This window comes from Parapedobacter sp. ISTM3, assembly GCF_016533505.1.
Lineage (GTDB): Bacteria > Bacteroidota > Bacteroidia > Sphingobacteriales > Sphingobacteriaceae > Parapedobacter > Parapedobacter luteus.
The window spans coordinates 38,818-60,847 of record NZ_JAENGN010000006.1 but is presented as its reverse complement, the minus strand read 5'-3'; the positions used below and the strand labels follow the sequence as shown (position 1 = coordinate 60,847).

Below are 22,030 nucleotides of genomic sequence, written 5' to 3'. Positions count from 1 at the left end.
CTTATTGTGTAACTTTGGCAGCTCGTATATGCATAACATGACAACTATCGCCATCAATGGGTTTGGCCGTATCGGTCGAAATACGCTCCGGAACATTTTACTTAGAAAGGCAAGCAACCTGCATATCGCTGCCATCAACGACTTGGCCGATACCCAAACGCTCGCTCATCTTTTTAAATACGATTCCGTTCACGGGCCGTACGGGGGATCGGTGGATGCAACGTCCAATCAATTGCTGATTGACGGGCATACCATCCACGTTTTTAACGAACCTGTGCCGGCAAATCTTCCCTGGAAATCGCTGGGCATCGATGTTGTGATAGAGTCTACCGGTAAATTCGTGACCCGGGAAAAGGCTTCCCGGCACCTTGACGCCGGAGCAACACAAGTGATCATATCTGCGCCTTCGCCCGATAAGGAAGTGCCGACGGTAGTATTGGGGGTCAATGATACAGCTATCAGCCTGCGTACCCCTATCCTATCCAATGCGTCCTGTACAACCAATAATGTTGCACCGTTGGTAAAAGTACTGGACGAAAACTGGGGCATATTAGACGGTTACATCACGACGGTACACAGCATGACGAGCGACCAAAACCTGCATGACGCCCCACATCGGGATTTACGGAGGGCGCGTGCAGCGACTGCCTCTATCATACCGACTACTACCGGCGCTGCCAAAGCCATCACCAGCGTATTTCCGCACCTGGAAGGCAAGCTCGGCGGTGCTGGCATACGCGTACCGGTTTTAAATGGCTCATTGACAGATTTCACCTGTACTTTGAGACGCCAACCGAAGGTCGATGAAATCAATGCCGCGTTCAGACAGGCAGCCAACGCAGAATTGAACGGGATACTACAATACACCACCGATCCAATTGTATCCATAGACATTCTCAATAGCCCATATTCGTGTGTCTTTGACGCACAATTGACATCTGTAGTAGGCGGATTGGTCAAGGTAGTTGGCTGGTATGACAATGAATACGGTTATTCCAATCGCTTGGTCGACCTGTTGTTAAAAATAACTAACGATGATTAGATTCATCAATGCGCAGGAAACGCTCCCTTTGCGAAGTGCTGTACTGCGGGTTGGTGCACCGCTATCCGACTGTCATTTTCAAGGCGACAATCTCGAAACCACGTTCCACATGGGATATTTGTCAGGTGATGGCGACACGGTATGCATCCTGACCTGCCAGCTCGAAGCGCTGGAAGGGCACCCAGGAACCGGCTACCGGCTACGTGGTATGGCTACCCATCCCGACTGGCGAGGCAAGGGGATTGGAACCGAACTATTGAATGCGGCGATCAACCATTTGGCAACCGGTTTGATGGCTGATTACCTCTGGTGCAACGCGCGCCGGGTCGCTTATGATTTTTACCGGCAGTTGGGCTTTACGACACTATCGGCAGAATTTGAGATACCAGGTATCGGTCCGCACAGCGTGATGCACCTGGCCTTGAACTAAAAAAGGGAAGCCTGCCGGCCTCCCTCTTTCCTAACAAAATCAATATCGGGTTTAAACTCTATTTTACTGCATCAACTACTGCCTTGAATGCCTCCGGATTGTTCATGGCCAAATCAGCCAGTACCTTACGGTTCAATCCGATGTTTTTGGCATTCAGCTTTCCGATCAACTGGGAATATGAAATTCCGTGCTGACGGGCTCCAGCATTGATACGCTGTATCCATAAAGCCCTAAATTCCCTTTTTTTGGTCTTGCGGTCGCGGTAAGCGTACAACAATCCCTTTTCTACTGTATTCTTTGCAACGGTATAAACCTTGCTACGCGATCCATAATAGCCCTTGGCTAATTTGAGAATCTTTTTGCGTCGTCTTCTTGACGCTACTGCGTTAACCGAACGTGGCATAATCTTCTGATTTTTTGGTAGTGGGCGCCATGTCTCTCAATGAACTTACAACCCAATACCCGGTTATTTAACTTTTAACAATACACTTAAAATTTCGGACTTCCGACTCCGGACTCCGACTTATTTGCCGATGGTAAGCATCCGCTTAACGTTGCCCATATCGGCATCAGACACTAAACCGGTCTGCGTCAGGTTGCGTTTGCGCTTGGTGCTTTTCTTTGTCAGAATGTGACTTTTAAAAGCATGCTTACGCGCAACCTTACCTGTTCCAGTCAGCTTAAAACGCTTCTTTGCACTGGAATTGGTTTTCACTTTTGGCATGATTCACTATTTTTTATATCGATTTGTTAGTTTACTTACTTTTTAGGGGCCACGGTCAAAAACATCCGCTTGCCTTCCAATTTAGGAAGCAGCTCCACTTTGCCGTAATCTTCAAGCGCTTGGGCAAAGCGCAGCAGCAGGATTTCCCCTTGCTCCTTATAGACGATTGCGCGGCCCTTGAAATGAACATACGCGCGTACCTTCTCGCCCGCTTCCAAAAACTTAATCGCATGCTTAAGCTTGAATTCGAAGTCGTGGTCGCTTGTGTTCGGCCCGAAACGGATTTCCTTAATAACCGTCTGTTTCGCGTTTGCCTTAATCTCCTTCTGCTTCTTCTTCTGTTCGTAAATGAACTTACTGTAGTCAATGATCCTGCAGACCGGCGGGCTAGCGTTCGGTGAAATTTCCACTAAATCCAGTTCCAATTCATCAGCCAACTCCAATGCTTTGCGCGTGGGATAAACCCCTTGCTCTACATTGTCGCCCACTAATCGTACCTCAGGTACCCTAATATTCTCATTGATACGGTGCTCCGGCTCCTTCTTCTTGAATGGAGGTCTCGGGCCTCTGAATCCTGGTCTATTTAATGCCAAATGTCTAAAATAATTAAACGGTTATCTCTTTTATTAACTGTGCGCTAAACGACTCTAAACGCATCGTACCCAAATCCCCCTGGCCGTGTTTTCGAACAGAAATCGTGCCGTTTTCCACTTCTTTTTCACCGACTATAAGCATATAAGGGATTTTTTTCAACTCCGCGTCCCTGATTTTCCGACCTACCTTCTCATCTCGCAGGTCAATCAAGCCGCGAATATCGGAATTATTGAGCGATTCTAAAAGTTTTTTTGCATATTCTTCGTATTTTTCCGACACGGGAAGAATGATAAATTGCTCAGGTGCGAGCCACAGCGGAAACTGGCCCGCGCAGTGTTCTATCAGCACGGCAACAAAGCGTTCCAACGAACCAAACGGCGCACGGTGAATCATGACGGGACGATGTTTAGCGTTGTCACTGCCCGTATATTCCAAATCGAAACGCTCTGGCAGATTGTAGTCTACCTGAATCGTACCCAACTGCCATTTGCGGCCCAATGCATCCTTGACCATAAAATCCAGCTTAGGACCATAAAATGCCGCTTCACCATATTCTACTACCGTTTTTAATCCTTTTTCCGCTGCCGCTTCAATAATATCATGCTCGGCACGGTTCCAGTTATCTTCAGAACCAATATATTTGCTCTTATTTTCCGGATCGCGCAGCGAAATCTGGGCCGTGTAATCCTCAAAACCGAGCGCGCCAAACACATAGAGCACCAAATCAATCACCTTCTTAAACTCATCCTTTACCTGATCCGGACGACAAAATAAGTGTGCATCATCCTGTGTGAACCCCCGTACCCGGGTAAGGCCATGCAGCTCACCGCTTTGTTCATAACGGTACACGGTGCCGAATTCGGCATACCGGATAGGTAAGTCTTTGTACGACCGGGGCTTGGTCTTATATATTTCGCAGTGGTGGGGGCAATTCATGGGCTTCAGTAGAAACTCCTCCCCTTCCTGCGGCGTATGGATAGGCTGAAACGAATCCGCTCCATATTTCTCATAATGCCCGGATGTGACATATAAATTCTTATGCCCAATGTGCGGGGTTACAACAGGTTCATATCCTGCTTTGACCTGAGCCCTTTGCATAAAATCAATCAGCTTCTGCCGCAGCCGCGCCCCCTTAGGCAACCACAGCGGCAACCCCAGCCCTACTTTTTCTGAAAAGGCAAACAGCTCCAGCTCACGTCCCAACTTGCGATGATCACGCTTCTTGGCCTCCTCTATCATATGCAGGTAATCGGCCAGCTCACTCGCCTTGGGAAATGTGACTCCATAAATCCTGGTAAGTTGCTTGCGGGTTTCATCACCCCGCCAATATGCACCAGCCACATTAGTTAATTTAACCGCTTTGATAAATCCGGTGTTCGGTATATGCGGACCACGGCAGAGGTCAGTAAAATTTCCCTGCGTATAGAAGGTGATACTACCATCTGGCAGATCCTTAATCAGATCCAGCTTGTACTCGTCACCTTTCGCCGTAAAGTAAGCGACGGCCTCTGCTTTGCTTACCGGTTTACGCAGATATTCAGCCTTTGTACGAGCAAGTTCGACCATCTTATCTTCAATTTGCTTGAAGTCATCTGAGGAAAATTCACGGTCGCCAAAGTCGACATCGTAGTAGAATCCTGTTTCAATGGCGGGTCCAATACCGAATTGGATTCCGGGGTATAAGGCTTCCAATGCTTCGGCCATTAAGTGTGCCGAGGAATGCCAAAACGTCGCTTTTCCTTGGTTGTCGTTCCAAGTTAGCAAGCGTACAGTAGCGTCTTCCTCAATAGGGCGCGACGCATCCCATACCTCACCGTTAACCTCTGCAGCCAATACGTTTCGGGCTAAACCTTCTGAAATGGATTGTGCGATTTTCATCGCTGTGGTTCCTCGTGCAAACTGCCGTACCGAACCATCGGGTAGGGTAATGTTAATCACTTACAACTATGATTTTATGTTAATTAAAATAGCTCAACAAATCACAATACAAGGTGTGACTTCTTTTTCGGACACAAAGGTAACGAAATCGAACACGAAATACGAAACAAAAATTGGACGTCGCACCGGCATTTAAAATACCCCAACACCACCGCGCTCAATTTATCTCCATAATTTTCCGTAATTTTGCAACCTCTTTAAACAATATGGCGCATCAGGTACCAGAAGACGGCTCATTATTACCCCTAATGGAAGAGTTTTACACCATTCAGGGCGAAGGGTATCACACAGGTAAAGCGGCTTACTTCATTCGTTTAGGCGGATGCGATGTGGGGTGCCATTGGTGTGATGTTAAAGAAAGTTGGGATGCTGCATTACACCCCCTCACCGCTGCGGATACAATCATTGAACATGCCAAGCAGTATCCATCCAAAACGGTCGTGGTCACCGGGGGCGAACCTTTGCTTTACAACCTGGATTACCTGACACGGGGCTTACAAGCAGCAGGCATTAAGACATTCATTGAAACCTCCGGAGCCTATCCCTTGAGCGGCCATTGGGATTGGATTTGCCTTTCTCCAAAGAAATTCAAATGGCCATTGCCCGATGTTATTGCTGCAGCCGGCGAGTTAAAAGTCATCGTGTTTAACAAAAGCGATTTCGCTTGGGCAGAAAAGCACGCTTCGCTCGTGCCACCCGCCTGCCGACTATATTTGCAGCCAGAATGGTCCAAAGCAGCGGAGATCACCCCATTGATAGTAGATTATGTAAAGCAACATCCGAAGTGGGAGATTTCCCTTCAAACCCATAAATACCTGAATATTCCATAAACAGGTATGACCCGCTATCGCCCTCCAATGTAGCAAATTCGTTGCAAAGCCATCAGTTTTTGGAACATTTTTTGACCCTCTCATCTAAAACAGTAAATTTGTATACCATTTTCAATGTGTCATACTAAAACAAATAAACAATGATGAAAAAGATTACGACAATATGCATGCTGTTGGTTGCCTTTGTTGGTTCGGCTGCGTTGGCCCAGCAAAACAGTAAAGCGGAGTTTAAATTCGAAAAAGAAACCCATGATTTTGGGCAAGTTCCCCAGAATCAACCGGTTTCATACGAATTTACGTTTACCAATGTAGGCACTGAGCCGATTATCATCAGCGAGGTGAAGCCTTCTTGCGGTTGCTCGGTCGCTGAATTTACAAAGACACCTGTCAAACCCGGCGAAACAGGCTCCATTAAAGTGACCTATGACGCGAAAGTAAAGCAGCCATTTACCAAAAATTTTACGGTTCGCTCCAACACCAAAACCCCCGTAAAAACCCTTTACATCAAAGGAGAGGTAACCGGCTAACCGACAGCGCGTTGCAAAAATGCAGGAAAACCGCCAATTAACTGGCGGTTTTTTTTGTACATTTAAATCAAATGCTATGCTTAATATTGCAGCAAAATAGCACGAATCGTATGCCTTCAGTATCCAATAAGGGCCTTGAGATGCCTCCCTCACCTATCCGTAAGCTTACACCTTATGCCGATAAAGCTAAACAGGAGGGTAAACACATCTACCACTTAAATATCGGGCAGCCCGATATTGATACGCCCCAAATCATGCTTGATGCAATTAAAAATATCGATTTCAAGGTTTGGGCTTATACACCCTCGGAAGGAACCGCCTCATACCGAGGCAAATTGAGCAGTTATTACAACAAACTGGGGTATGCGATTACACCCAATGATATCCTGGTTACCAACGGCGGGTCCGAGGCCATTACTATCACCATGCAGGCGTGCATTAACCCCGGCGAGGAAATTATTATTCCCGAACCTTTTTATGCCAATTATAATGGTTTTGCCTGTTCGGCCGGCATTAAGATAAAGCCAATCCTTTCTTATATTGCCGATGGTTTTGCATTGCCGCCGATTTCTGAATTTGAAGCACTAATTACGAAGAACACCAAGGCTATCGCCATCTGCAATCCCAATAACCCAACTGGGTACCTTTATTCACGACAGGAGCTGGAAGCCCTTCGTGACCTATGCCTCAAATATGATCTGTTTTTGCTATCTGACGAGGCTTATCGGGAGTTTTGCTACGATGGACGGGAGTTTATCTCGCCGATGCATTTGGCGGGGCTCGAACAACATGTCATCGTGCTGGACACCGTATCCAAGCGATACAGTGCCTGTGGCGCAAGGCTAGGCTGTATGATTACCAAGAACAAGGAGGTTTGGCGCACGGCTTTGAAATTTGCCCAGGCGAGGCTCAGCCCACCTGCGGTGGCCCAAATCGCCGCGGAAGCAGCCATTGACACACCGCAAAGCTATTTTGACGCGGTGAAAGCAGAGTATACGGCCAGAAGGGATGTGTTGGTCGCTGGTCTTAACGGCATCAAAGGTGTCTATTGCCCCAATCCCGGTGGCGCATTTTATGTGGTGGCTCAGCTTCCGATTGATGATGCGGATTCGTTTTGCCAATGGATGCTGGAACATTTCGAATATCAAAACCAGACTGTCATGATGGCTCCCGCCAGTGGTTTTTACAGCACTTCGAATGCCGGACGGAATGAGGTAAGGCTGGCTTACGTTTTAAACGCCAACGATCTGAATAAGGCTTTGCTATGCCTCGAGAAAGGGTTGGAAGCATATCCCGGCAGGACGGCCACAGCATGATATAGCCCGGTTACACCATTAAAGCTTCACGCGGCATACGTCACCAAGTGGTTATCCTACAGTCTGTCGAGTACAAACTGCAGCTGCTCCTCTTCATTAAGGTCGGTATTGTCTAAGATAAGCGCGTCATTTGCACGCACCAGTGGACTTTCTTCCCGGGTAGTATCAATGTAATCACGGTGGGCCAAATTTTCAAATACCTCTTCCAGGGTTATATCTTCGCCTTTGTTTTTTAATTCCAGGTAACGGCGCTCCGCCCGCACTTTCGGATCAGCGGTCATGAAGATTTTCAGGTCCGCGTCCGGAAAAACGGTAGTACCGATATCGCGGCCGTCCATGACGATATTCTTGTTTCGGCCCATCCGCTGTTGCTGGGCTACCATTGCCGAGCGCACCGCCTTGACCGCACTCACCTCGCTGACGTAATCCGAGATAAACATCTGCCTGATCTCCTCCGAGACATCTTCACCGTTCAACGAAATGCACGTCTGGCCAGCGGCCGTATGGAAATCAATATGGATGGCCGCCAATGCCGCTGCAACCTTTTGTTCGTCATCAAGCGGAACAGCATGGCGAATAAAATACAAGGTTACGGCGCGATACATCGCCCCGCTGTCTATATAGAGGTAATGGAGTTTCTTAGCTAAGGCTTTGGCCAACGTACTTTTTCCGCAGGAAGAATAGCCGTCTATGGCAATGATCGTATTCGTTCTGGCCATTTGTGATTAATTGTTTCCACCAATCAAAACACCCGGTTTGTTCAATACCGGAATTTTGATAAGATTTTCGTCGATAATGCTCTCCGGAAGAAAAATATACTTCTTATCATATATCGTACCCTCGATATAATAACTAAGCCAGTACTCATTGGTCAATCCGAAAACCTGTTCATCTATGGCCTCTATCTTGGCGTAGTCATTCGGGTCTATATCGCCGATGAAATGCCGTAATGTGGTTGTCCGCACTTCCTTCTCATTCTTTAATCCGTATCCTTTAGAGCTCACCATCACATTCTTGATAGGTACCGTCTTTTCATTGATGAGGTATACATTCCACACTTTACCCGACGGCGAGTCACTTTCCAGTACTACCGCGATAGAAATATCTTGAACAATATTTTCAGGCAAATCTTTTTTCATATCATGCTGCTTTAGCTTAAAGTATAGGCTTTAAGCGCTATGCTATCAGCTTGGCCTACTTGCGCCCCCGTGCTTTTTTCTTTGGTTTCTTGTCATCTGCCTCTGCCCACTGGAGCACATTGTCGTAAGTGATAGATTGTATGTCGGTGCCTTTCGGTATCTTGATATTCTGCTTGCCGAAGCGGATGAAAGGTCCCCAACGACCATTTTCAATACGTGCCTCCGGATTCTCGTCAAATACTTTAATGACTTTCTCGCTGTCTTTCCGCCGTTTATCCTGAATGATTTGAATGGCCGACTCCGTTGTCACATTATGGGGATCCACATCTTTTGGCAAAGAATAAAACGCGTTGTCATGGCGAATGTAAGGGCCAAACCGGCCAATGGCCACGGTCATCTCCTTCCCTTCAAATTCGCCAACTTTTTTGGGCAGTTTAAATAAGTCCAGCGCTTCCTCGAATGTAATCGTCTCTATCATCTGTCCTGGCCTCAGGCTTGCAAAACGCGGTTTCTCTTCGTCATCCGCCGATCCGATTTGTACCATGGGTCCGAAGCGGCCGATGCGAACACTTACGCGTTTGCCTGTTTCGGGATCCGTACCCAACTCCCGTTCGTTGGTTGCCCGATCTGCCGTCTTGATAGTAGTTTCGACCTCATTGTGGAACGGCCCATAAAAACTATGCAGCATATCCGTCCACTCTTTCATTCCCTGGGCGATTTCATCGAATTCTTTTTCCACCTTTGCCGTGAAATTAAAGTCGACGATTCCTTTGAAGTGTTCTACAAGAAAATCGTTGACCACCACGCCAATATCGGTAGGAAATAACTTAGCCTTTTCGGCTCCCGTGATTTCGGTTTTGGTCTGCATCGTGAGCTTTCCTTCCGTAAGTTCCAGCACCCGATAATCCCGAGGTTTTCCATCCCGCTCTTCTTTGACGACATAACCGCGGTTTTGGATGGTCGATATCGTAGGCGCATAAGTCGAAGGACGGCCGATTCCCAGCTCTTCCAACTTTTTAACAAGACTTGCTTCTGTATACCGGGCCGGTGGTCGCGAAAAACGTTCGGTAGCGGTCATACGCTGCAATTTCACCTGCTGTTCCTGTTGTAACGGAGGCAACAATGTATTATCGCTATCACCGTCAAGATTAGGTTCCTGGTCTTCATCTGTCGACTCAAAATAAACTTTGAGAAATCCGTCAAAACGCATGACCTCGCCGCTGGCCACCAATTCTTCCGATCGGGTCGAAATCCCGATTTTTGCCGTAGTCTTTTCAAACTCTGCTTCACTCATTTGTGAAGCAATCGCCCGTTTCCATATCAGTTCATAAAGTCGCTTTTCAGCGTTATCACCATCGATGGTATGACGATCAAAATAGGTGGGCCTGATGGCTTCGTGGGCTTCTTGCGCTCCGGCAGACTTTGTACGGTATTGCCTACGCTTATGATATTTTTCGCCGTATGCGGTTTTAATCTCCTGTTCAGCTCCCTGCAATGCCGTATCACTTAAGTTGACCGAATCCGTACGCATATAGGTAATACGGCCAGCCTCATAGAGACGCTGTGCCACCGCCATGGTACGTGCCACGGAGAAGCCAAGCTTGCGGCTTGCTTCCTGCTGCAAGGTCGACGTGGTGAAGGGTGCCGCGGGGTTTCGCTTAGCGGGTTTGGTCTCTAAGCTGTTGACCACAAAGGTCGCATTGGTACAATCCGCAAGAAAGCGTTCGGCATCAGCGACAGTGGCAAAACGCTGCGGCAGCTCCGCCTTGAACAATTCTTTAGGATTGTCGGTGTGGAAAATGGCCACCACCTTGAACGCAGCCTCAGCCTTAAATCGGTTGATTTCCCGTTCCCTATCGACAATTAACCTTACAGCGACAGACTGAACCCGCCCTGCCGAAAGCGCCGGTTTCACTTTCTTCCACAGTACCGGAGAAAGCTCAAAGCCGACCAATCGGTCAAGTACACGCCGCGCCTGCTGTGCGTTCACCAGGTTAAAGTCAATTCCCCGTGGGGTTTCAATGGCCTTTAAGATAGCCGGCTTGGTAATTTCATGAAAAACTATCCGCTTGGTCTTGTCGTCGCGAAGCCCTAAAGTTTCATACAAATGCCACGATATCGCCTCCCCCTCCCGGTCTTCATCGGATGCGAGCCAAACGGTCTCCGCTTCTTTAGCTAACTTCTTTAACTCACTGACTACAGCTTTTTTATCAGCCGGCACTTCATATTTTTGTTTAAAATTATCTGCCGTATCTATTGCGTCGTCGGTCTTCACCAAATCACGAATATGACCATAACTGGATTTGACCAGGAAGTCCTTGCCTAAATATCCTTCTATCGTTTTCGCTTTCGCCGGTGACTCTACAATCAGTAAGTTTTTCGCCATTGATTTTTTAGATTTTTGCAAATAAAGGGATTTATTCAGGGAATGACAAAACGTTTTTTAAAACAATAGGCTCACCCACTTCCCGCATGCCAAACTAAAAAACCATGTCCAGCAGGAAAAAACAAGCGAACACTACCGAGGCGATACCATTTGTTGTCATAAAAGCCCGGTCTACCCTGCTCAAATCGGCCGGGCTCACGATCCGATGCTGATAAACAAGCAGCCCGCAATAGAAAGCGACTCCGAGAAGGTAAAACCAGCTCAACGGAACAAAAAACATGGGCAAGACAACAAAGATCGCCGAAAGGACGTGGCACGCTTCCGATACACGCAATGCTCTTCGTTTTCCCAACCATGCGGGAATAGAGTTGAGCTGATGCTGGCGGTCGAACTCCTCATCCTGCAGGGCATAAATGATGTCAAACCCACCTACCCAAAACAATACCGCTAAGGAGTAAAAGACAGGAACTACGTCAAATGCGCCGGTCACCACCAGGTAGGCACCCAGCGGTGCCAAACCAAGCCCTAATCCCAGCACTAAATGGCAAAGGGGAGTAAACCGTTTCATGTAACTATATCCCAATACCACGGCCAAGGCTACGGGAGCAAGGTAAAAGCATATACGGTTGATAAACCAGGTGGCAATAATGAATAATAGGCAGTTGACGATTGTAAACACCAATGCTTGACGGGGACTTACCCGCCCCGCCGGAATATCACGCATGGCGGTACGCGGATTTGCGGCATCAATATCGCGATCCAAATAACGATTGAACGCCATGGCAGCATTACGTGCAAAAACCATGCAGGCCAGCATGAGCGCCAGTTTAAACCAATCAAAGGGATACGGTGTAGTATTGATGGCCAGAAAAAAACCGATGATAGCAAAAGGAAGCGCAAAGACGCTGTGGGCAAACAGGACGAGTGAAAAATATTTCTTCATAACGTTATCAACGATTCATAGCTATGGGACGGAAATTGCGATTGATGTCATCAATCGTGTCCAACAACGGTTCGCATCCCATCCGTGTCTCAGCAGATGTAAGGAAATGCTGCGGCACTTCCTCAAACCATTGCAGCAATGCTTTCCGGAATTTATCGATGTTGGCATCCGACTTAGTCCGTGTTTGTTTATCTGCTTTAGTAAACACCAACATAAACGGAATGCCGTTTTCGCCGAGCCAGTAACAAAAATCCAAGTCGATTCGCTGCGGATCATGACGACTATCTATCAGTACAAACACACATTGCAGGCTTTCACGCTGTAATAGGTAGCGGCGGATAAACTTTTCCCAAGCCACGCGATTACTTTTGGATGTCTTTGCGAAACCATAGCCGGGCAGATCAACCAAATACCACGCATCATTAATCAGAAAGTGGTTAATCACCTGGGTTTTGCCGGGCGTCTGCGAAGTTTTAGCCAAATGACGACGTCCGGTAAGTGCATTGATAAGGGAAGACTTCCCAACATTAGAACGGCCGATAAAAGCATATTCCGGCATCTCCGGTGCAGGCAATTTATCGATACGGGTATTACTGCTAACAAACGTTGCCGTCTTGATGACCATGGTGCAAAGGTAATACAATTGGTTAGTTTTGTTGAACGAATCATTCAGAAACATCGTCGCTGTTCAGGAGTTACCTTCGTCAATTACAGGAGAAATGTTTAAATTAGTCGCGTAATTAAACTTTACCTAATGAACTATTTATACACACTAATACTTGTACTTGCCATGAATTCAATGGCTTTTGGCCAGGCACGTTACGTTATGGTTATTCATGGCGGCGCGGGTACCATCTTAAAAGAAAACATGACACCTGATCAGGAGCGTGCGTTCCGCGAGGCACTGACGCAAGCCCTGCAAGCCGGGTACAGCCAGCTCCAGGCAGGAAAAAGTAGTCTGGACGCCGTTGAAGCTGCGATTCTGGTCATGGAAGACAATCCGTTATTCAATGCAGGTAAAGGGGCTGTCTTTACTCATGAAGGCAAAAATGAGTTGGATGCTGCTGTAATGTGGGGGCCGACCCAAGCCGCTGGGGCAATTGCCGGGGTAACCACCATCCGCAATCCCATCAAAGCAGCGCGTGCTGTGATGGAACAATCTGAACACGTCATGCTGACGGGCAGAGGCGCCGAAGTTTTTGCCGCGTCCAAAGGGCTGGAAATCGTCGAACCAAGCTATTTTTGGACGAAAAGCCGTTGGAAGGCACTGGAACGTGTTTTGAGACGGGACTCCCTCAAAACTCAGCTTGATCACGATGGAAATAACCAATCGTCGAACATAGCACTCACCAATGACTATAAATACGGTACCGTAGGAGCCGTGGCGCTCGACAAGGCCGGCCGCCTCGCTGCCGGCACATCTACTGGCGGGATGACCAACAAGCAATACGGCCGCATCGGCGATGCGCCTATCATTGGTGCAGGCACTTATGCCAATCAACGGGTGGCCATCTCTTGTACAGGGTGGGGTGAGTTTTTCATCAGAGGGATAGCCGCATATGATGTGGCCGCCCAAATGGAGTACGGCAATACGCCTGTGGTTCAAGCAGCCTCTGCCGTAATCGAAAAAATTGGTAAAATGGGCGGAGATGGTGGAATGATAGCCTTGGACAGTGCTGGAAATATGGCCATGCCATTCAACACGGCGGGCATGTACCGGGGGGCCGTCACCGAATCCGGGGAAATCGAAATCGCCATCTATAAATGATTAGCTTGCCAATACCCTACAAAATATATACGCTGTTTTTCTTGACGTTGGGCATCTTCTTGCTTAGCGGATGCCTTACCCGCAAAAATGCGCTTCCTCCTGATAGGGTTATGACCGCGCCGCGAACTAAAAAGACACCGGGCAATACGATCCTTACCGATGCCTCGTCCGCCCCAAAAGACGTACGCACCGCAGGACGGTTGATTGACAGCTATGCGCAGGTACTTGGCGTCCGCCCCCATGAATTGCAGAACACTACGCTATATGCCTACATCGACGAATGGATGGGCATTCCCCATCGGCCCGGCGGGGCCGATAAACGTGGGCTTGATTGCTCGGCTTTCGTGGGGATGGTCATGCGCGATGTATATGGTAAGTCGGTGCCCCGGATATCAAGAGAGATGGCTGCACAAATCAAACGCAAATACGAACGCCAGTTGCAGGAAGGCGACCTCGTCTTTTTTTCCTTCGGCCGCAGGGATATTGACCACGTAGGAATCTACCTGCACAACAACAAATTTGTGCATGTATCCACCAGCAAAGGCGTGATCATCAGCGACCTTCATGACACTTGGTATTATAAATATTTCAAAAGAGCCGGAAGCGTAAGGTAAGTAATTATTGCGTTACCAAACGACAAGCTTAATGGCTATTTCTTTATTTTTACATTATGAAAACGGCATGGATATGTGCGTTTGCAATTGCTGTGCTTTCCACTGATTTGGCGACGGCGCAGGAACGGGTGCCCTTGGTTACCTTGGATGAGCTGGAAAAACGCCTGCAAAATGGCGGAGATACAACGTTCGTGGTCAATCTTTGGGCTACTTGGTGTGCACCTTGCGTTGCTGAAATGCCGCATTTCGAGCGATTACAAGCAGAATACCGATTAAAACCTTTGCGCGTTATTTTTGTTAGTTTAGATGCCGCCAAATATCATGACGCTGTGCGCAGGTTTGTCGATGCCAAGGGATTAAAAAACGAAGTGTGGATACTTGATGAAAAAAACGAACAGCATTTTATCCCCCGAATCAGCGAAGAATGGTCAGGAGCGATACCAGCAACGCTGTTCGTCAATACGAGCAAAGGAGTGCGGATTTTCAGCGAACAGGAGTTTGACTACCAACAATTAGAGCGTGATTATTTAGCCATTGTACAACAAAACCAATAAGCCATGAAAACAATCAGTTTACTGTGCATGGTGTTGTCCGTCGTCATAGCGGCCAATGCCCCTGTATTCAATGAAGGATACCAGATAGGCGATGTTGTGGAAGACTTCAGCCTCAAAAACGTCGATGGAAATAAGGTATCTTTAGCAGACTATAGCGACGCAAAAGGATTTATCCTGATTTTTACGTGCAATACATGTCCGGTCGCCAAAGGATATGAAGATCGGATCATCGCTTTAGACAAGAAATACAAAGCGCAAGGCTATCCGGTGATTGCCATCAATCCGAACGATGCCGGCGTTGAGCCTCGGGAGTCATTTGAACAAATGCAACAACGTGCAAAAGAAAAAGGATTTACATTTCCTTATCTCCTTGATCCTGATCACGTCGTGACCAAACGTTTCGCCGCAACGCACACGCCGCATACTTTTTTACTGCAAAAGACAAGCCAGGGCAACGTATTGCAGTATATTGGTGCTATAGACGACGATAGCCGGGGCGGAAATCCCCAAACGAAATTCGTAGAGGATGCCATCGCAGCATTGAACGGGGGGAGTACCCCCAATCCTAATATGACGAAGGCTATTGGTTGCACCATTAAATGGAAAAAAGCCTCGTGAGTAGGCTCTTTATTCACGCCTCATGCACCTGGCTGCTTACTTGCTTGGTTGTATTATCAATCCAAGGGCAAACCAAAAGCCCTCGCGAACTGGGAATTATGATAGGCGTCTTACCCACCGGTGCGTCCAATTCCATCACGGATGTATCCGGGGTGAAGGTCGGCCATACCACGGTGCTTAAGGGCGATTCGGTTAGGACGGGTGTAACGGCCATACTTCCGCATAGCGGCAATATATTCCAGCAAAAAGTTCCGGCAGCAGTGTTTGCCGGAAACGGCTTTGGCAAACTTGCCGGCAGCACCCAATTGACCGAATTAGGCAACCTGGAAACGCCCATCATTCTCACCAACACGCTTAGCGTCCCCACGGCTATGGACGCTGTAATCGACTATATACTGGCGCTGCCAGGCAACGAAAATGTCCAATCGGTCAACGCAGTCGTTGGTGAAACCAATGATGGTTACCTTAATGATATACGCGGGCGTCATGTTAAAAAGGAAGATGTACTGGCCGCGATCCACGGGGCAAGCGAACAACGGCCATTGGAGGGTAGCGTAGGCGCCGGCACAGGCACCGTGTGTTTCGGTTTCAAAGGCGGCATCGGCACAGCCTCCCGTCAGCTGCCCGTCCATCTCGGCGGTTATTCCATTGGTGTGCTCGTACAAACCAATTTTGGCGGCGTACTGCAAGTCAATGGCCTACAGGTAGGCAAGCATTTAGGGAAATTTGAATACAGTAACCAGTTGCTCAACAATGTAGATGGATCTTGCATGATTATTGTCGCAACGGACGCCCCCTTGGATAGCCGCAACTTGGAACGTTTGGCCAAACGCGCTTTCATGGGCCTGGCAAAAACGGGTGGCATCGCTTCCAACGGTAGTGGTGATTATGTCATTTCGTTTTCTACGGCTTCCCAGGTCCGTATCCCCTTCCGTGTGGATACCGCGTTGCATTCCATGGCGTTGGTGCCTAATGACCTGATGTCTCCCCTGTTCATGGCGGCCATTGAGGCGACCGAGGAAGCGATTATCAATTCCCTCTTCGCTGCCGAAACAATGGTCGGAAAAGCCGGACGGAAGATAGAAGCACTCCCGGTCGATCGAATCCTTCCCCTCCTCCACCCGGATGACTGAAAACCGCCTAACGCACCTACAACGCTTTCGTACGACCGGCAAAAGCAGTCTGTATACGGCGGGTAACCGGCCCTGCACTTCCACTTCCTATGACCAACCGCCTGTCGTCGCTCAAGAACGAGCCTATTGCGGTCACTTGCATGGTCGTGCCGGTCAGGAACGCCTCGGTTACGAGCCTCAGGTCGGCAACAGCGACAGCTTCTTCCCTAACGGCCATGCCCAGTTCGTCCGCAATGGAAAGCACGACATCCCGGGTGACACCAGGAAGAATGTAGGGGCCATTGGGGTGGGTGTATAAAATATTATCTTTCACAAAGAACACCGAGGTGTGCGAACCTTCGGTAATCCACCCTTGCCGATGGAGCACATTTTCGGTCTTATCAGCTTGGTACGCTGCTTGATTAGCCAGTATATTACCCATCAACGAGATGGACTTGATATCACAGCGGTGCCATCTGAAATCTTCCGAGAGAAGCACATGCGCCAGCTTTTGCTCAAACCCATCAAAACGAAATGGATACGCATAAAGCAATACGGTCGGCTCAGTGTCAGCCGGGAAGTGATGCTTACGTGGTGCAACACCGCGTGTCACCTGCATATATACCGCACCGTCCTCATAGTCGGAGCGGGCGATAGCTTCCGCTGTCCGCTCCCGAAGCTGGTCGGTGCCGTAATCAATACCTACCGACTCAAGTCCCTGCCGAAGCCGCTGTAAATGCTGTTCAAAAGCAAAAAGCTTACGCCGATAAAACGGAATCACTTCATAGATCCCATCCCCCAGCATGAATCCACGGTCGAATACCGATACGGTCGCCTGGGCAGCGGGCAGCCACTGCCCATTCAAAAATACTTCGTTTGGATATCCCGTTTTTCCAAGCATATTATTCAACATCTTTTAGCAGCTCTTCGATTGCCTTCTCCAACTGTTGGTCCTTTCCCTTGGCGATGACATCGGGCATATTTTTTACTTCAAACATAGGTTTGGTCTCGTTATTTTCGAGCCATTCACCGGCATTGTTTTTTGCACTGATGGGCACAGCGCCCCAACGAACCCCATCAGGCAGCATTTCCCAACCGGCGAAACTACACGTACCGGGCACCGGCATACCGACGGTTTTACCGATTTTCAAATCTGTATATCCACAAGAAAAACAATGACCGTCACTGTAGTTGGCTTCATTGAACATGGCCAACGTGGGTTTCGTCCAGCGGAACGTGGGCTCATATCCCACCGAACGATCCGCCGTCGCGTAATCCAAGAATTGCTCACCGGTGAAAAACATCGCTAAGTCTGCCACCAAATCGCCACCGCCGTTGAAGCGCGTGTCTACAATCACCCCTTTGCGATCGGCATATTTGCCCATCATTTCTTCATAAGTGTTGCGGTATTGCCCGTCGTTCATCCCCGAAATATGCACGTAACCCAGCTTCCCCCCGCTCAGGCTATCCACTTCTTCTTGATTCCGTTTCACCCAACGGCGGTAAAGCAATCTGTTTTCCTCCGCTAATGTCACAGGCTTGATGGTCAGCTGTTGGCGTTTGTTCGTAGCGGGATCAATGACCTCTATCAAAACGAATTTAGCCGCCTTCCGGTTCAGGTAACGCGCGACGTCTCGATTTGGCGCAATGGTATCCCCATCGATTTTTTCGATGATCATTCCCGCTTTTACATCAAGGTTTGCCTTATCGAGCGGTCCACCTTGAATAATTTCTGCGATGCGGATACCGTGGCCTTGGTGACCGTAGTCCATGAAGATGCCCAATGACGCCGTTTCGTCACCATTTTCCATATTGCTGCTGTAGCGAGCGCCCGCGTGCGAAACATTTAATTCGCCCAGTAATTCAGAAAGCATCTCGGCAAATTCATAGCTATTGCCGATGTGCGGAAGGTATTTTGCATAGCTTTCCCTTAGGCCGTCCCAATCCGCCCCGTGCATATCCGGCGTGTAAAACATCTTTTTGGTACGCAGCCATACATGCTCAAACATATGCTGCCGTTCGGCGGCGGCATCATACAGCATTTCACCCGCCACATTGATTTGTTCGCGCTTATTATTTTCAGGTGTGATTTTAGTAATCCGGCCACCGCTCAGCAGGTAGAGGTTTTTCATTGCTTTGTCCCACATGAGACTTCCTCCCGAGGCGTTGAGTGCTATCTCCATCTTCGTCTCCTTTGTCCGCAAATCAGTACTCCACAAGTTGGCGTCTTTTTCAAAGCGTGCCAAGTAATAAAGTTTTTCGCCGTCCTTGGAAAGCACCGCATCGCTCAGTGATGACGAATGGATGGTCAACCGCGCTTTCCGGTCGTGCAACCCCGCCCAATCCATCACCAGTGGCGTCGCGGGCGTAACTGTTTCGGCGTTATCCTTTCCCTCGTCCTTTTTATCTTTATCGTCTTTTTTGTTTGCCTTTTCCAGCTCTTTCAGCAGGTTGAAGTCATCCTTGTCCAGATTAAACCGATCCCACGCCTCTTTTGTAAAAAACAGGGCATACACATCCATCTGGGTAGCACCGCTTGTCGCATGGCTTTTTAATCCATCGCGGTTGCTGAACCATAATAATTGCTTGCCACCATTTACCCATTTCGGCGAACGATCGCTATATCCGCTTTGTGTAAGGTTCACCATCGGACGTTTTCCGTCGGTGTCCAGCAATACCACTTCACTATTCACCATGGTGGGACGATATGTTGCCAATAACCATTTACTATCCGGGCTCCAGGTGAAGTACTGGTCGCCATCCTGCATGTGAAACAATTGTTCCGGTGTAAGTAATGTCAGCGTATCCTTTGTATCCAAGCGGAGCACCCGGAGCGTCTTTCTATTCTCGATGAAAGCCAGTTTCTTGCCGTCGGGCGACAACTCCGGCAAATAATTATCATGCGCATTGCTGACCAACGGCGTCTCTTTCAGCAAGGTGGAAGCAAAGAAAAACGGCTCTTCGGGCCTGGCTTTCTTTGTTTGGAAGATCTGCCACCGGCCGTCGCGTTCGCTGGCGTAGAGCAGTGACTTCCCATCCGGCGCGAATTTAACGAATCGCTCCTGTTCAGGCGTGCTGGTCACGCGCTTGGTCAGTTTACCATCCACCGAAGACACAAAAACTTCGCCTCTTGCAATGAAGGCAACCTCTTTCCCATCGGGAGAAATATCCATCTCCCGCACGCCACCGTTGACCGCAATATAGCTATCATTGTTAGCTTGGTCTTGCGTGTACAAGGTTACGCCCACCTTACGCGGTTCTTCGCCTTCCTTCACGGTGTACAATTCACCATCGTACGAAAAGCTCATCAATCCATTATCGGCAATAGTCAGGGAACGCACAGGATGCGTCGCAAGCTTGGTCACCTGCACCTGCTGTGCAGGATTAGCGAGTGACAGCTTATGGATGTTGAATGTACCACTCGCCTCCGAAAGATAAAAGATACTCTCCCCATCTGCCGCAAACACCGGATTGCGATCTTCCCCGTAAAACGAGGTTACTTTGGTATGCTTGCCTGTTATTGCGTCATACGACCAAACATCACGGGCGATGGATGACTGGTGATGCTTGCGCCATTCATTCTCTCCACCTTTTTTATCGTGATATAGCCACATGCTGCCATCTTTGCTGACCTGCACATATTCAGCCGGCGTGGTCAACAGCAATTGCACGCGCCCCCCTGTTACCGGCACCGAGTAGAGCTCCGGTTGTGAGGCCGTGGGATACTGGCGATGGCTCGCTAAATCCTGTCTATTTCCGCCAAAGATAATAGCCGACCCATCAGCGCTGAATGTATATGGAAATTCATCATTGGAGTGATACGTCAGTCGCGAAGCTTCGCCGCCTTCAGCCGCCATTACAAACACGTCAAAATTGCCGTACCTATCGGATGCGAAAGCGATCTTTTGTCCATCTTTACTCCATACGGGCATAAAATCATGAGCGCTGTGAAATGTCAATTGCGTCGCTCTTCCACCCGAGGCAGGTACGCGGTACAGGTCGCCCTTATAGGTAAAAGCAATCATGCTCCCATCCGGAGAAATCGCGGGGTAACGTGCCCATTTGGGCGTTATTTGTGCATGGATAACCGGGGCTAAGAAAATACTAATGGTAAGCAGTAACAGTTGTCTCATGAGAATCAAGTTAACGTTTTTAAGGCCGCCAATATATCGTTTTTAAACATCACCTGTGCAGGGAAACCCACTTGTAGCCGGAAAATTACATCAAGTCACTGAAGGCAACAGCAGGCTGAACTTTGTACCCTTGCCCGGCTCGCTGTCGAACGATATGCTCCCATTTTGGGCCAGTGTGTACTCTTTGCATAAAAACAATCCCAAGCCTATTCCACGCTCGTTATTTGTACCATAGGTAGAACGCGTCTTCAAAGAAAACAGCTCGGCCTGTTGGTCCTTTGACATCCCAATACCATTGTCTGCTACTACAATCTTGCAATTCGCGCCGTTTTTATCCACCGATACACAGATACGTCCACCCGGCAATGTAAATTTAATGGCGTTGTTAATCAAATTGCGGACAATCAACTGCAACATATCGCGATCTACCAGGGCACGCAACGAATGATCAAGATGTGTTTCCAGCGAAATTCCTTTTTGAGCAGCGTAGATTTTTTGAATATCAATGACAGGTGTTAGTATTTCGCTGATATTATTCGGCAATAAATCAACATGAAGACCACGCAATTGGCTCTGAGACCAGACCAACATATTAGAAAGCATTTCCTGCGTGCCGTGCAACGCATTGGCCAACCCGCGTTCCACCTGTTTCCGTTCGTCGGCAGTAAGCCGCTCATTGGCTACGAGCCGGATATAGCTATGCAAAGAAGACAACGGAGCCTGTAAATCATGCGAAATTATCGAAAATAGCTTCAACTTCTCATCGTTCAATTGCGCTAATTCAATCGCTTTCTGGTCAGACGATTTCTTTTCCTTGTTATACGCTTCTTTCAAGTAAAACAAGCTGAAGAAGCTGACAATAATACCAGTACCGTATGTAAAAGCGATATCCACAAACAGCGCCTTGTCGTCTACATACGAAACCCGCACCGAAGCAGGAAAATAATATTCAATAGTGATCAGTCCGACGACGACAAGTAAGCAAAGCGGCACCCACAGCCAATAAAGTTTTTTGGGTGAAACAATAATAATGAGTATAAAAGTCAGCATGAAAGACAAGAGCGATGCACCCCTTATCCCTGCGCTGTAAAAATAGTTCACAGCAAATAACAAAATGACCAGTATGGATGATACGACTAAACTAAATACCAAACGCTTTTTGAACCGGGCTGCATAATAAATATAACTGAGAAAAGCCGTCAGGATAAAAAAAATTAAAGCCGTAACCTTCAACCCAGAAAAATAGTTGAAGGGAATATTAAAGACCATGATAAAAATAGCAATCAGACAAACGGAATTAAACAATTTGTTTTCCAAGGTCAGGGCGGTTCCGTCTCCGATTAAGAAACTTATGCATCGCTT

General features: G+C 48.2%; 22 protein-coding genes. 10 read left to right on the top strand and 12 right to left on the bottom strand.

The window, feature by feature from the left end:
• The first annotated feature begins 37 nt into the window (after positions 1-37).
• Both gap and JHJ32_RS09960 read left to right on the top strand, forming a co-directional pair.
• Entirely contained in the window at positions 38-1,042 is a 1,005-nt protein-coding gene (gene gap, locus JHJ32_RS09965; protein WP_200120988.1) for a type I glyceraldehyde-3-phosphate dehydrogenase, read from the top strand.
• Positions 1,035-1,472, top strand: a complete 438-nt coding sequence (locus JHJ32_RS09960) for a GNAT family N-acetyltransferase (protein WP_200120877.1) — start codon at positions 1,035-1,037, stop codon at positions 1,470-1,472. Before gap ends, JHJ32_RS09960 begins: the two co-directional genes overlap by 8 nt.
• Positions 1,473-1,530: 58 nt before the next feature.
• On the opposite strand, the gene rplT is transcribed toward JHJ32_RS09960, so the two are convergent.
• The 4 genes from rplT to thrS form a co-directional block, all read right to left on the bottom strand.
• Positions 1,531-1,875, bottom strand: coding sequence for a 50S ribosomal protein L20 (gene rplT, locus JHJ32_RS09955; RefSeq protein ID WP_079715813.1), 345 nt, complete (start codon positions 1,873-1,875; stop codon positions 1,531-1,533).
• A gap of 120 nt (positions 1,876-1,995) precedes the next feature.
• Positions 1,996-2,196 carry a 50S ribosomal protein L35 gene (gene rpmI / locus JHJ32_RS09950; protein WP_079715812.1) on the bottom strand — a complete coding sequence of 67 codons (201 nt, stop codon included), beginning with the start codon at positions 2,194-2,196 and terminating at the stop codon, positions 1,996-1,998.
• Positions 2,197-2,231: 35 nt separating this feature from the next.
• Positions 2,232-2,789, bottom strand: a complete 558-nt coding sequence (gene infC / locus JHJ32_RS09945) for a translation initiation factor IF-3 (protein WP_079715811.1) — start codon at positions 2,787-2,789, stop codon at positions 2,232-2,234.
• Positions 2,790-2,802: 13 nt separating this feature from the next.
• Entirely contained in the window at positions 2,803-4,728 is a 1,926-nt protein-coding gene (thrS, locus tag JHJ32_RS09940; RefSeq protein WP_200120876.1) for a threonine--tRNA ligase, read from the bottom strand.
• Positions 4,729-4,934: 206 nt separating this feature from the next.
• Between thrS and JHJ32_RS09935 the strand changes: the two genes are divergently transcribed.
• The 3 genes from JHJ32_RS09935 (at position 4,935) to JHJ32_RS09925 (ending at position 7,401) form a co-directional block, all read left to right on the top strand.
• Positions 4,935-5,558 carry a 7-carboxy-7-deazaguanine synthase QueE gene (locus tag JHJ32_RS09935; RefSeq protein WP_079715809.1) on the top strand — a complete coding sequence of 208 codons (624 nt, stop codon included), beginning with the start codon at positions 4,935-4,937 and terminating at the stop codon, positions 5,556-5,558.
• A gap of 143 nt (positions 5,559-5,701) precedes the next feature.
• On the top strand, positions 5,702-6,085 hold the full coding sequence (locus JHJ32_RS09930; RefSeq protein ID WP_079716031.1) for a DUF1573 domain-containing protein: 384 nt from the start codon (positions 5,702-5,704) through the stop codon (positions 6,083-6,085).
• A gap of 110 nt (positions 6,086-6,195) precedes the next feature.
• Positions 6,196-7,401 carry a pyridoxal phosphate-dependent aminotransferase gene (locus tag JHJ32_RS09925; RefSeq protein WP_200120875.1) on the top strand — a complete coding sequence of 402 codons (1,206 nt, stop codon included), beginning with the start codon at positions 6,196-6,198 and terminating at the stop codon, positions 7,399-7,401.
• Positions 7,402-7,457: 56 nt separating this feature from the next.
• Here the strand turns inward: JHJ32_RS09925 and cmk are convergent, their stop codons facing one another.
• The 5 genes from cmk to yihA all read right to left on the bottom strand — a co-directional run bounded on the left by cmk (position 7,458) and on the right by yihA (position 12,494).
• Positions 7,458-8,120: a (d)CMP kinase gene (gene cmk / locus JHJ32_RS09920; protein WP_079715807.1), complete on the bottom strand. Its 663-nt coding sequence runs from the start codon at positions 8,118-8,120 to the stop codon at positions 7,458-7,460.
• Between the two features lie 6 nt (positions 8,121-8,126).
• On the bottom strand, positions 8,127-8,540 hold the full coding sequence (locus tag JHJ32_RS09915) for a hypothetical protein (protein ID WP_079715806.1): 414 nt from the start codon (positions 8,538-8,540) through the stop codon (positions 8,127-8,129).
• A gap of 55 nt (positions 8,541-8,595) precedes the next feature.
• Positions 8,596-10,926, bottom strand: a complete 2,331-nt coding sequence (gene topA / locus JHJ32_RS09910; protein WP_200120874.1) for a type I DNA topoisomerase — start codon at positions 10,924-10,926, stop codon at positions 8,596-8,598.
• Positions 10,927-11,020: 94 nt separating this feature from the next.
• A complete protein-coding gene (locus JHJ32_RS09905; RefSeq protein WP_200120873.1) occupies positions 11,021-11,869 on the bottom strand; it encodes a UbiA-like polyprenyltransferase in 849 nt (282 codons plus the stop codon).
• A 7-nt stretch (positions 11,870-11,876) separates the two neighbouring features.
• Entirely contained in the window at positions 11,877-12,494 is a 618-nt protein-coding gene (yihA, locus tag JHJ32_RS09900) for a ribosome biogenesis GTP-binding protein YihA/YsxC (RefSeq protein ID WP_079715803.1), read from the bottom strand.
• Between the two features lie 129 nt (positions 12,495-12,623).
• Here yihA and JHJ32_RS09895 point away from each other — a divergent pair, with 129 nt between their 5' ends.
• The 5 genes from JHJ32_RS09895 to JHJ32_RS09875 all read left to right on the top strand — a co-directional run bounded on the left by JHJ32_RS09895 (position 12,624) and on the right by JHJ32_RS09875 (position 16,556).
• Positions 12,624-13,637, top strand: a complete 1,014-nt coding sequence (locus tag JHJ32_RS09895; RefSeq protein ID WP_200120872.1) for an isoaspartyl peptidase/L-asparaginase family protein — start codon at positions 12,624-12,626, stop codon at positions 13,635-13,637.
• Positions 13,634-14,251 carry a C40 family peptidase gene (locus JHJ32_RS09890; RefSeq protein WP_233632582.1) on the top strand — a complete coding sequence of 206 codons (618 nt, stop codon included), beginning with the start codon at positions 13,634-13,636 and terminating at the stop codon, positions 14,249-14,251. The genes JHJ32_RS09895 and JHJ32_RS09890 overlap by 4 nt, the downstream gene beginning before the upstream one ends.
• Before the next feature lie 56 nt (positions 14,252-14,307).
• Complete coding sequence (locus JHJ32_RS09885) at positions 14,308-14,805, top strand: TlpA disulfide reductase family protein (protein WP_200120871.1); 498 nt, start codon at positions 14,308-14,310, stop codon at positions 14,803-14,805.
• A 3-nt stretch (positions 14,806-14,808) separates the two neighbouring features.
• Positions 14,809-15,423 (top strand): thioredoxin family protein, encoded by a 615-nt coding sequence (locus JHJ32_RS09880; RefSeq protein WP_079715800.1) that lies wholly within the window; start codon positions 14,809-14,811, stop codon positions 15,421-15,423.
• Positions 15,424-15,521: 98 nt separating this feature from the next.
• On the top strand, positions 15,522-16,556 hold the full coding sequence (locus tag JHJ32_RS09875; RefSeq protein ID WP_233632581.1) for a P1 family peptidase: 1,035 nt from the start codon (positions 15,522-15,524) through the stop codon (positions 16,554-16,556).
• A gap of 16 nt (positions 16,557-16,572) precedes the next feature.
• Here the strand turns inward: JHJ32_RS09875 and JHJ32_RS09870 are convergent, their stop codons facing one another.
• The 3 genes from JHJ32_RS09870 to JHJ32_RS23180 form a co-directional block, all read right to left on the bottom strand.
• Positions 16,573-17,436, bottom strand: coding sequence for an aminotransferase class IV (locus tag JHJ32_RS09870; RefSeq protein ID WP_200120870.1), 864 nt, complete (start codon positions 17,434-17,436; stop codon positions 16,573-16,575).
• A 1-nt stretch (position 17,437) separates the two neighbouring features.
• Positions 17,438-20,668 (bottom strand): S41 family peptidase, encoded by a 3,231-nt coding sequence (locus tag JHJ32_RS09865; RefSeq protein WP_200120869.1) that lies wholly within the window; start codon positions 20,666-20,668, stop codon positions 17,438-17,440.
• Between the two features lie 90 nt (positions 20,669-20,758).
• The gene (locus JHJ32_RS23180) at positions 20,759-21,769 is read right to left on the bottom strand and encodes a HAMP domain-containing sensor histidine kinase (RefSeq protein ID WP_200120868.1); all 1,011 of its coding nucleotides are present in this window, start codon (positions 21,767-21,769) and stop codon (positions 20,759-20,761) included.
• Between the last annotated feature and the right edge of the window lie 261 nt (positions 21,770-22,030).

Excerpts from the sequence above, each read along its gene's own strand:
- JHJ32_RS09865 (WP_200120869.1), bottom strand. The coding sequence starts at position 20,668 with ATGAGACAACTGTTACTGCTTACCATTAGTATTTTCTTAGCCCCGGTT.
- gap (WP_200120988.1), top strand. The coding sequence starts at position 38 with ATGACAACTATCGCCATCAATGGGTTTGGCCGTATCGGTCGAAATACG.
- yihA (WP_079715803.1), bottom strand. The coding sequence starts at position 12,494 with ATGGTCATCAAGACGGCAACGTTTGTTAGCAGTAATACCCGTATCGAT.
- topA (WP_200120874.1), bottom strand. The coding sequence starts at position 10,926 with ATGGCGAAAAACTTACTGATTGTAGAGTCACCGGCGAAAGCGAAAACG.
- JHJ32_RS09895 (WP_200120872.1), top strand. The coding sequence starts at position 12,624 with ATGAACTATTTATACACACTAATACTTGTACTTGCCATGAATTCAATG.
- JHJ32_RS09905 (WP_200120873.1), bottom strand. The coding sequence starts at position 11,869 with ATGAAGAAATATTTTTCACTCGTCCTGTTTGCCCACAGCGTCTTTGCG.
- JHJ32_RS09930 (WP_079716031.1), top strand. The coding sequence starts at position 5,702 with ATGAAAAAGATTACGACAATATGCATGCTGTTGGTTGCCTTTGTTGGT.
- rpmI (WP_079715812.1), bottom strand. The coding sequence starts at position 2,196 with ATGCCAAAAGTGAAAACCAATTCCAGTGCAAAGAAGCGTTTTAAGCTG.
- JHJ32_RS09935 (WP_079715809.1), top strand. The coding sequence starts at position 4,935 with ATGGCGCATCAGGTACCAGAAGACGGCTCATTATTACCCCTAATGGAA.
- JHJ32_RS09875 (WP_233632581.1), top strand. The coding sequence starts at position 15,522 with ATGATAGGCGTCTTACCCACCGGTGCGTCCAATTCCATCACGGATGTA.
- cmk (WP_079715807.1), bottom strand. The coding sequence starts at position 8,120 with ATGGCCAGAACGAATACGATCATTGCCATAGACGGCTATTCTTCCTGC.
- JHJ32_RS09915 (WP_079715806.1), bottom strand. The coding sequence starts at position 8,540 with ATGAAAAAAGATTTGCCTGAAAATATTGTTCAAGATATTTCTATCGCG.
- JHJ32_RS09880 (WP_079715800.1), top strand. The coding sequence starts at position 14,809 with ATGAAAACAATCAGTTTACTGTGCATGGTGTTGTCCGTCGTCATAGCG.
- JHJ32_RS09885 (WP_200120871.1), top strand. The coding sequence starts at position 14,308 with ATGAAAACGGCATGGATATGTGCGTTTGCAATTGCTGTGCTTTCCACT.
- JHJ32_RS09890 (WP_233632582.1), top strand. The coding sequence starts at position 13,634 with ATGATTAGCTTGCCAATACCCTACAAAATATATACGCTGTTTTTCTTG.
- JHJ32_RS09870 (WP_200120870.1), bottom strand. The coding sequence starts at position 17,436 with ATGCTTGGAAAAACGGGATATCCAAACGAAGTATTTTTGAATGGGCAG.
- rplT (WP_079715813.1), bottom strand. The coding sequence starts at position 1,875 with ATGCCACGTTCGGTTAACGCAGTAGCGTCAAGAAGACGACGCAAAAAG.
- JHJ32_RS09960 (WP_200120877.1), top strand. The coding sequence starts at position 1,035 with ATGATTAGATTCATCAATGCGCAGGAAACGCTCCCTTTGCGAAGTGCT.
- JHJ32_RS09925 (WP_200120875.1), top strand. The coding sequence starts at position 6,196 with ATGCCTTCAGTATCCAATAAGGGCCTTGAGATGCCTCCCTCACCTATC.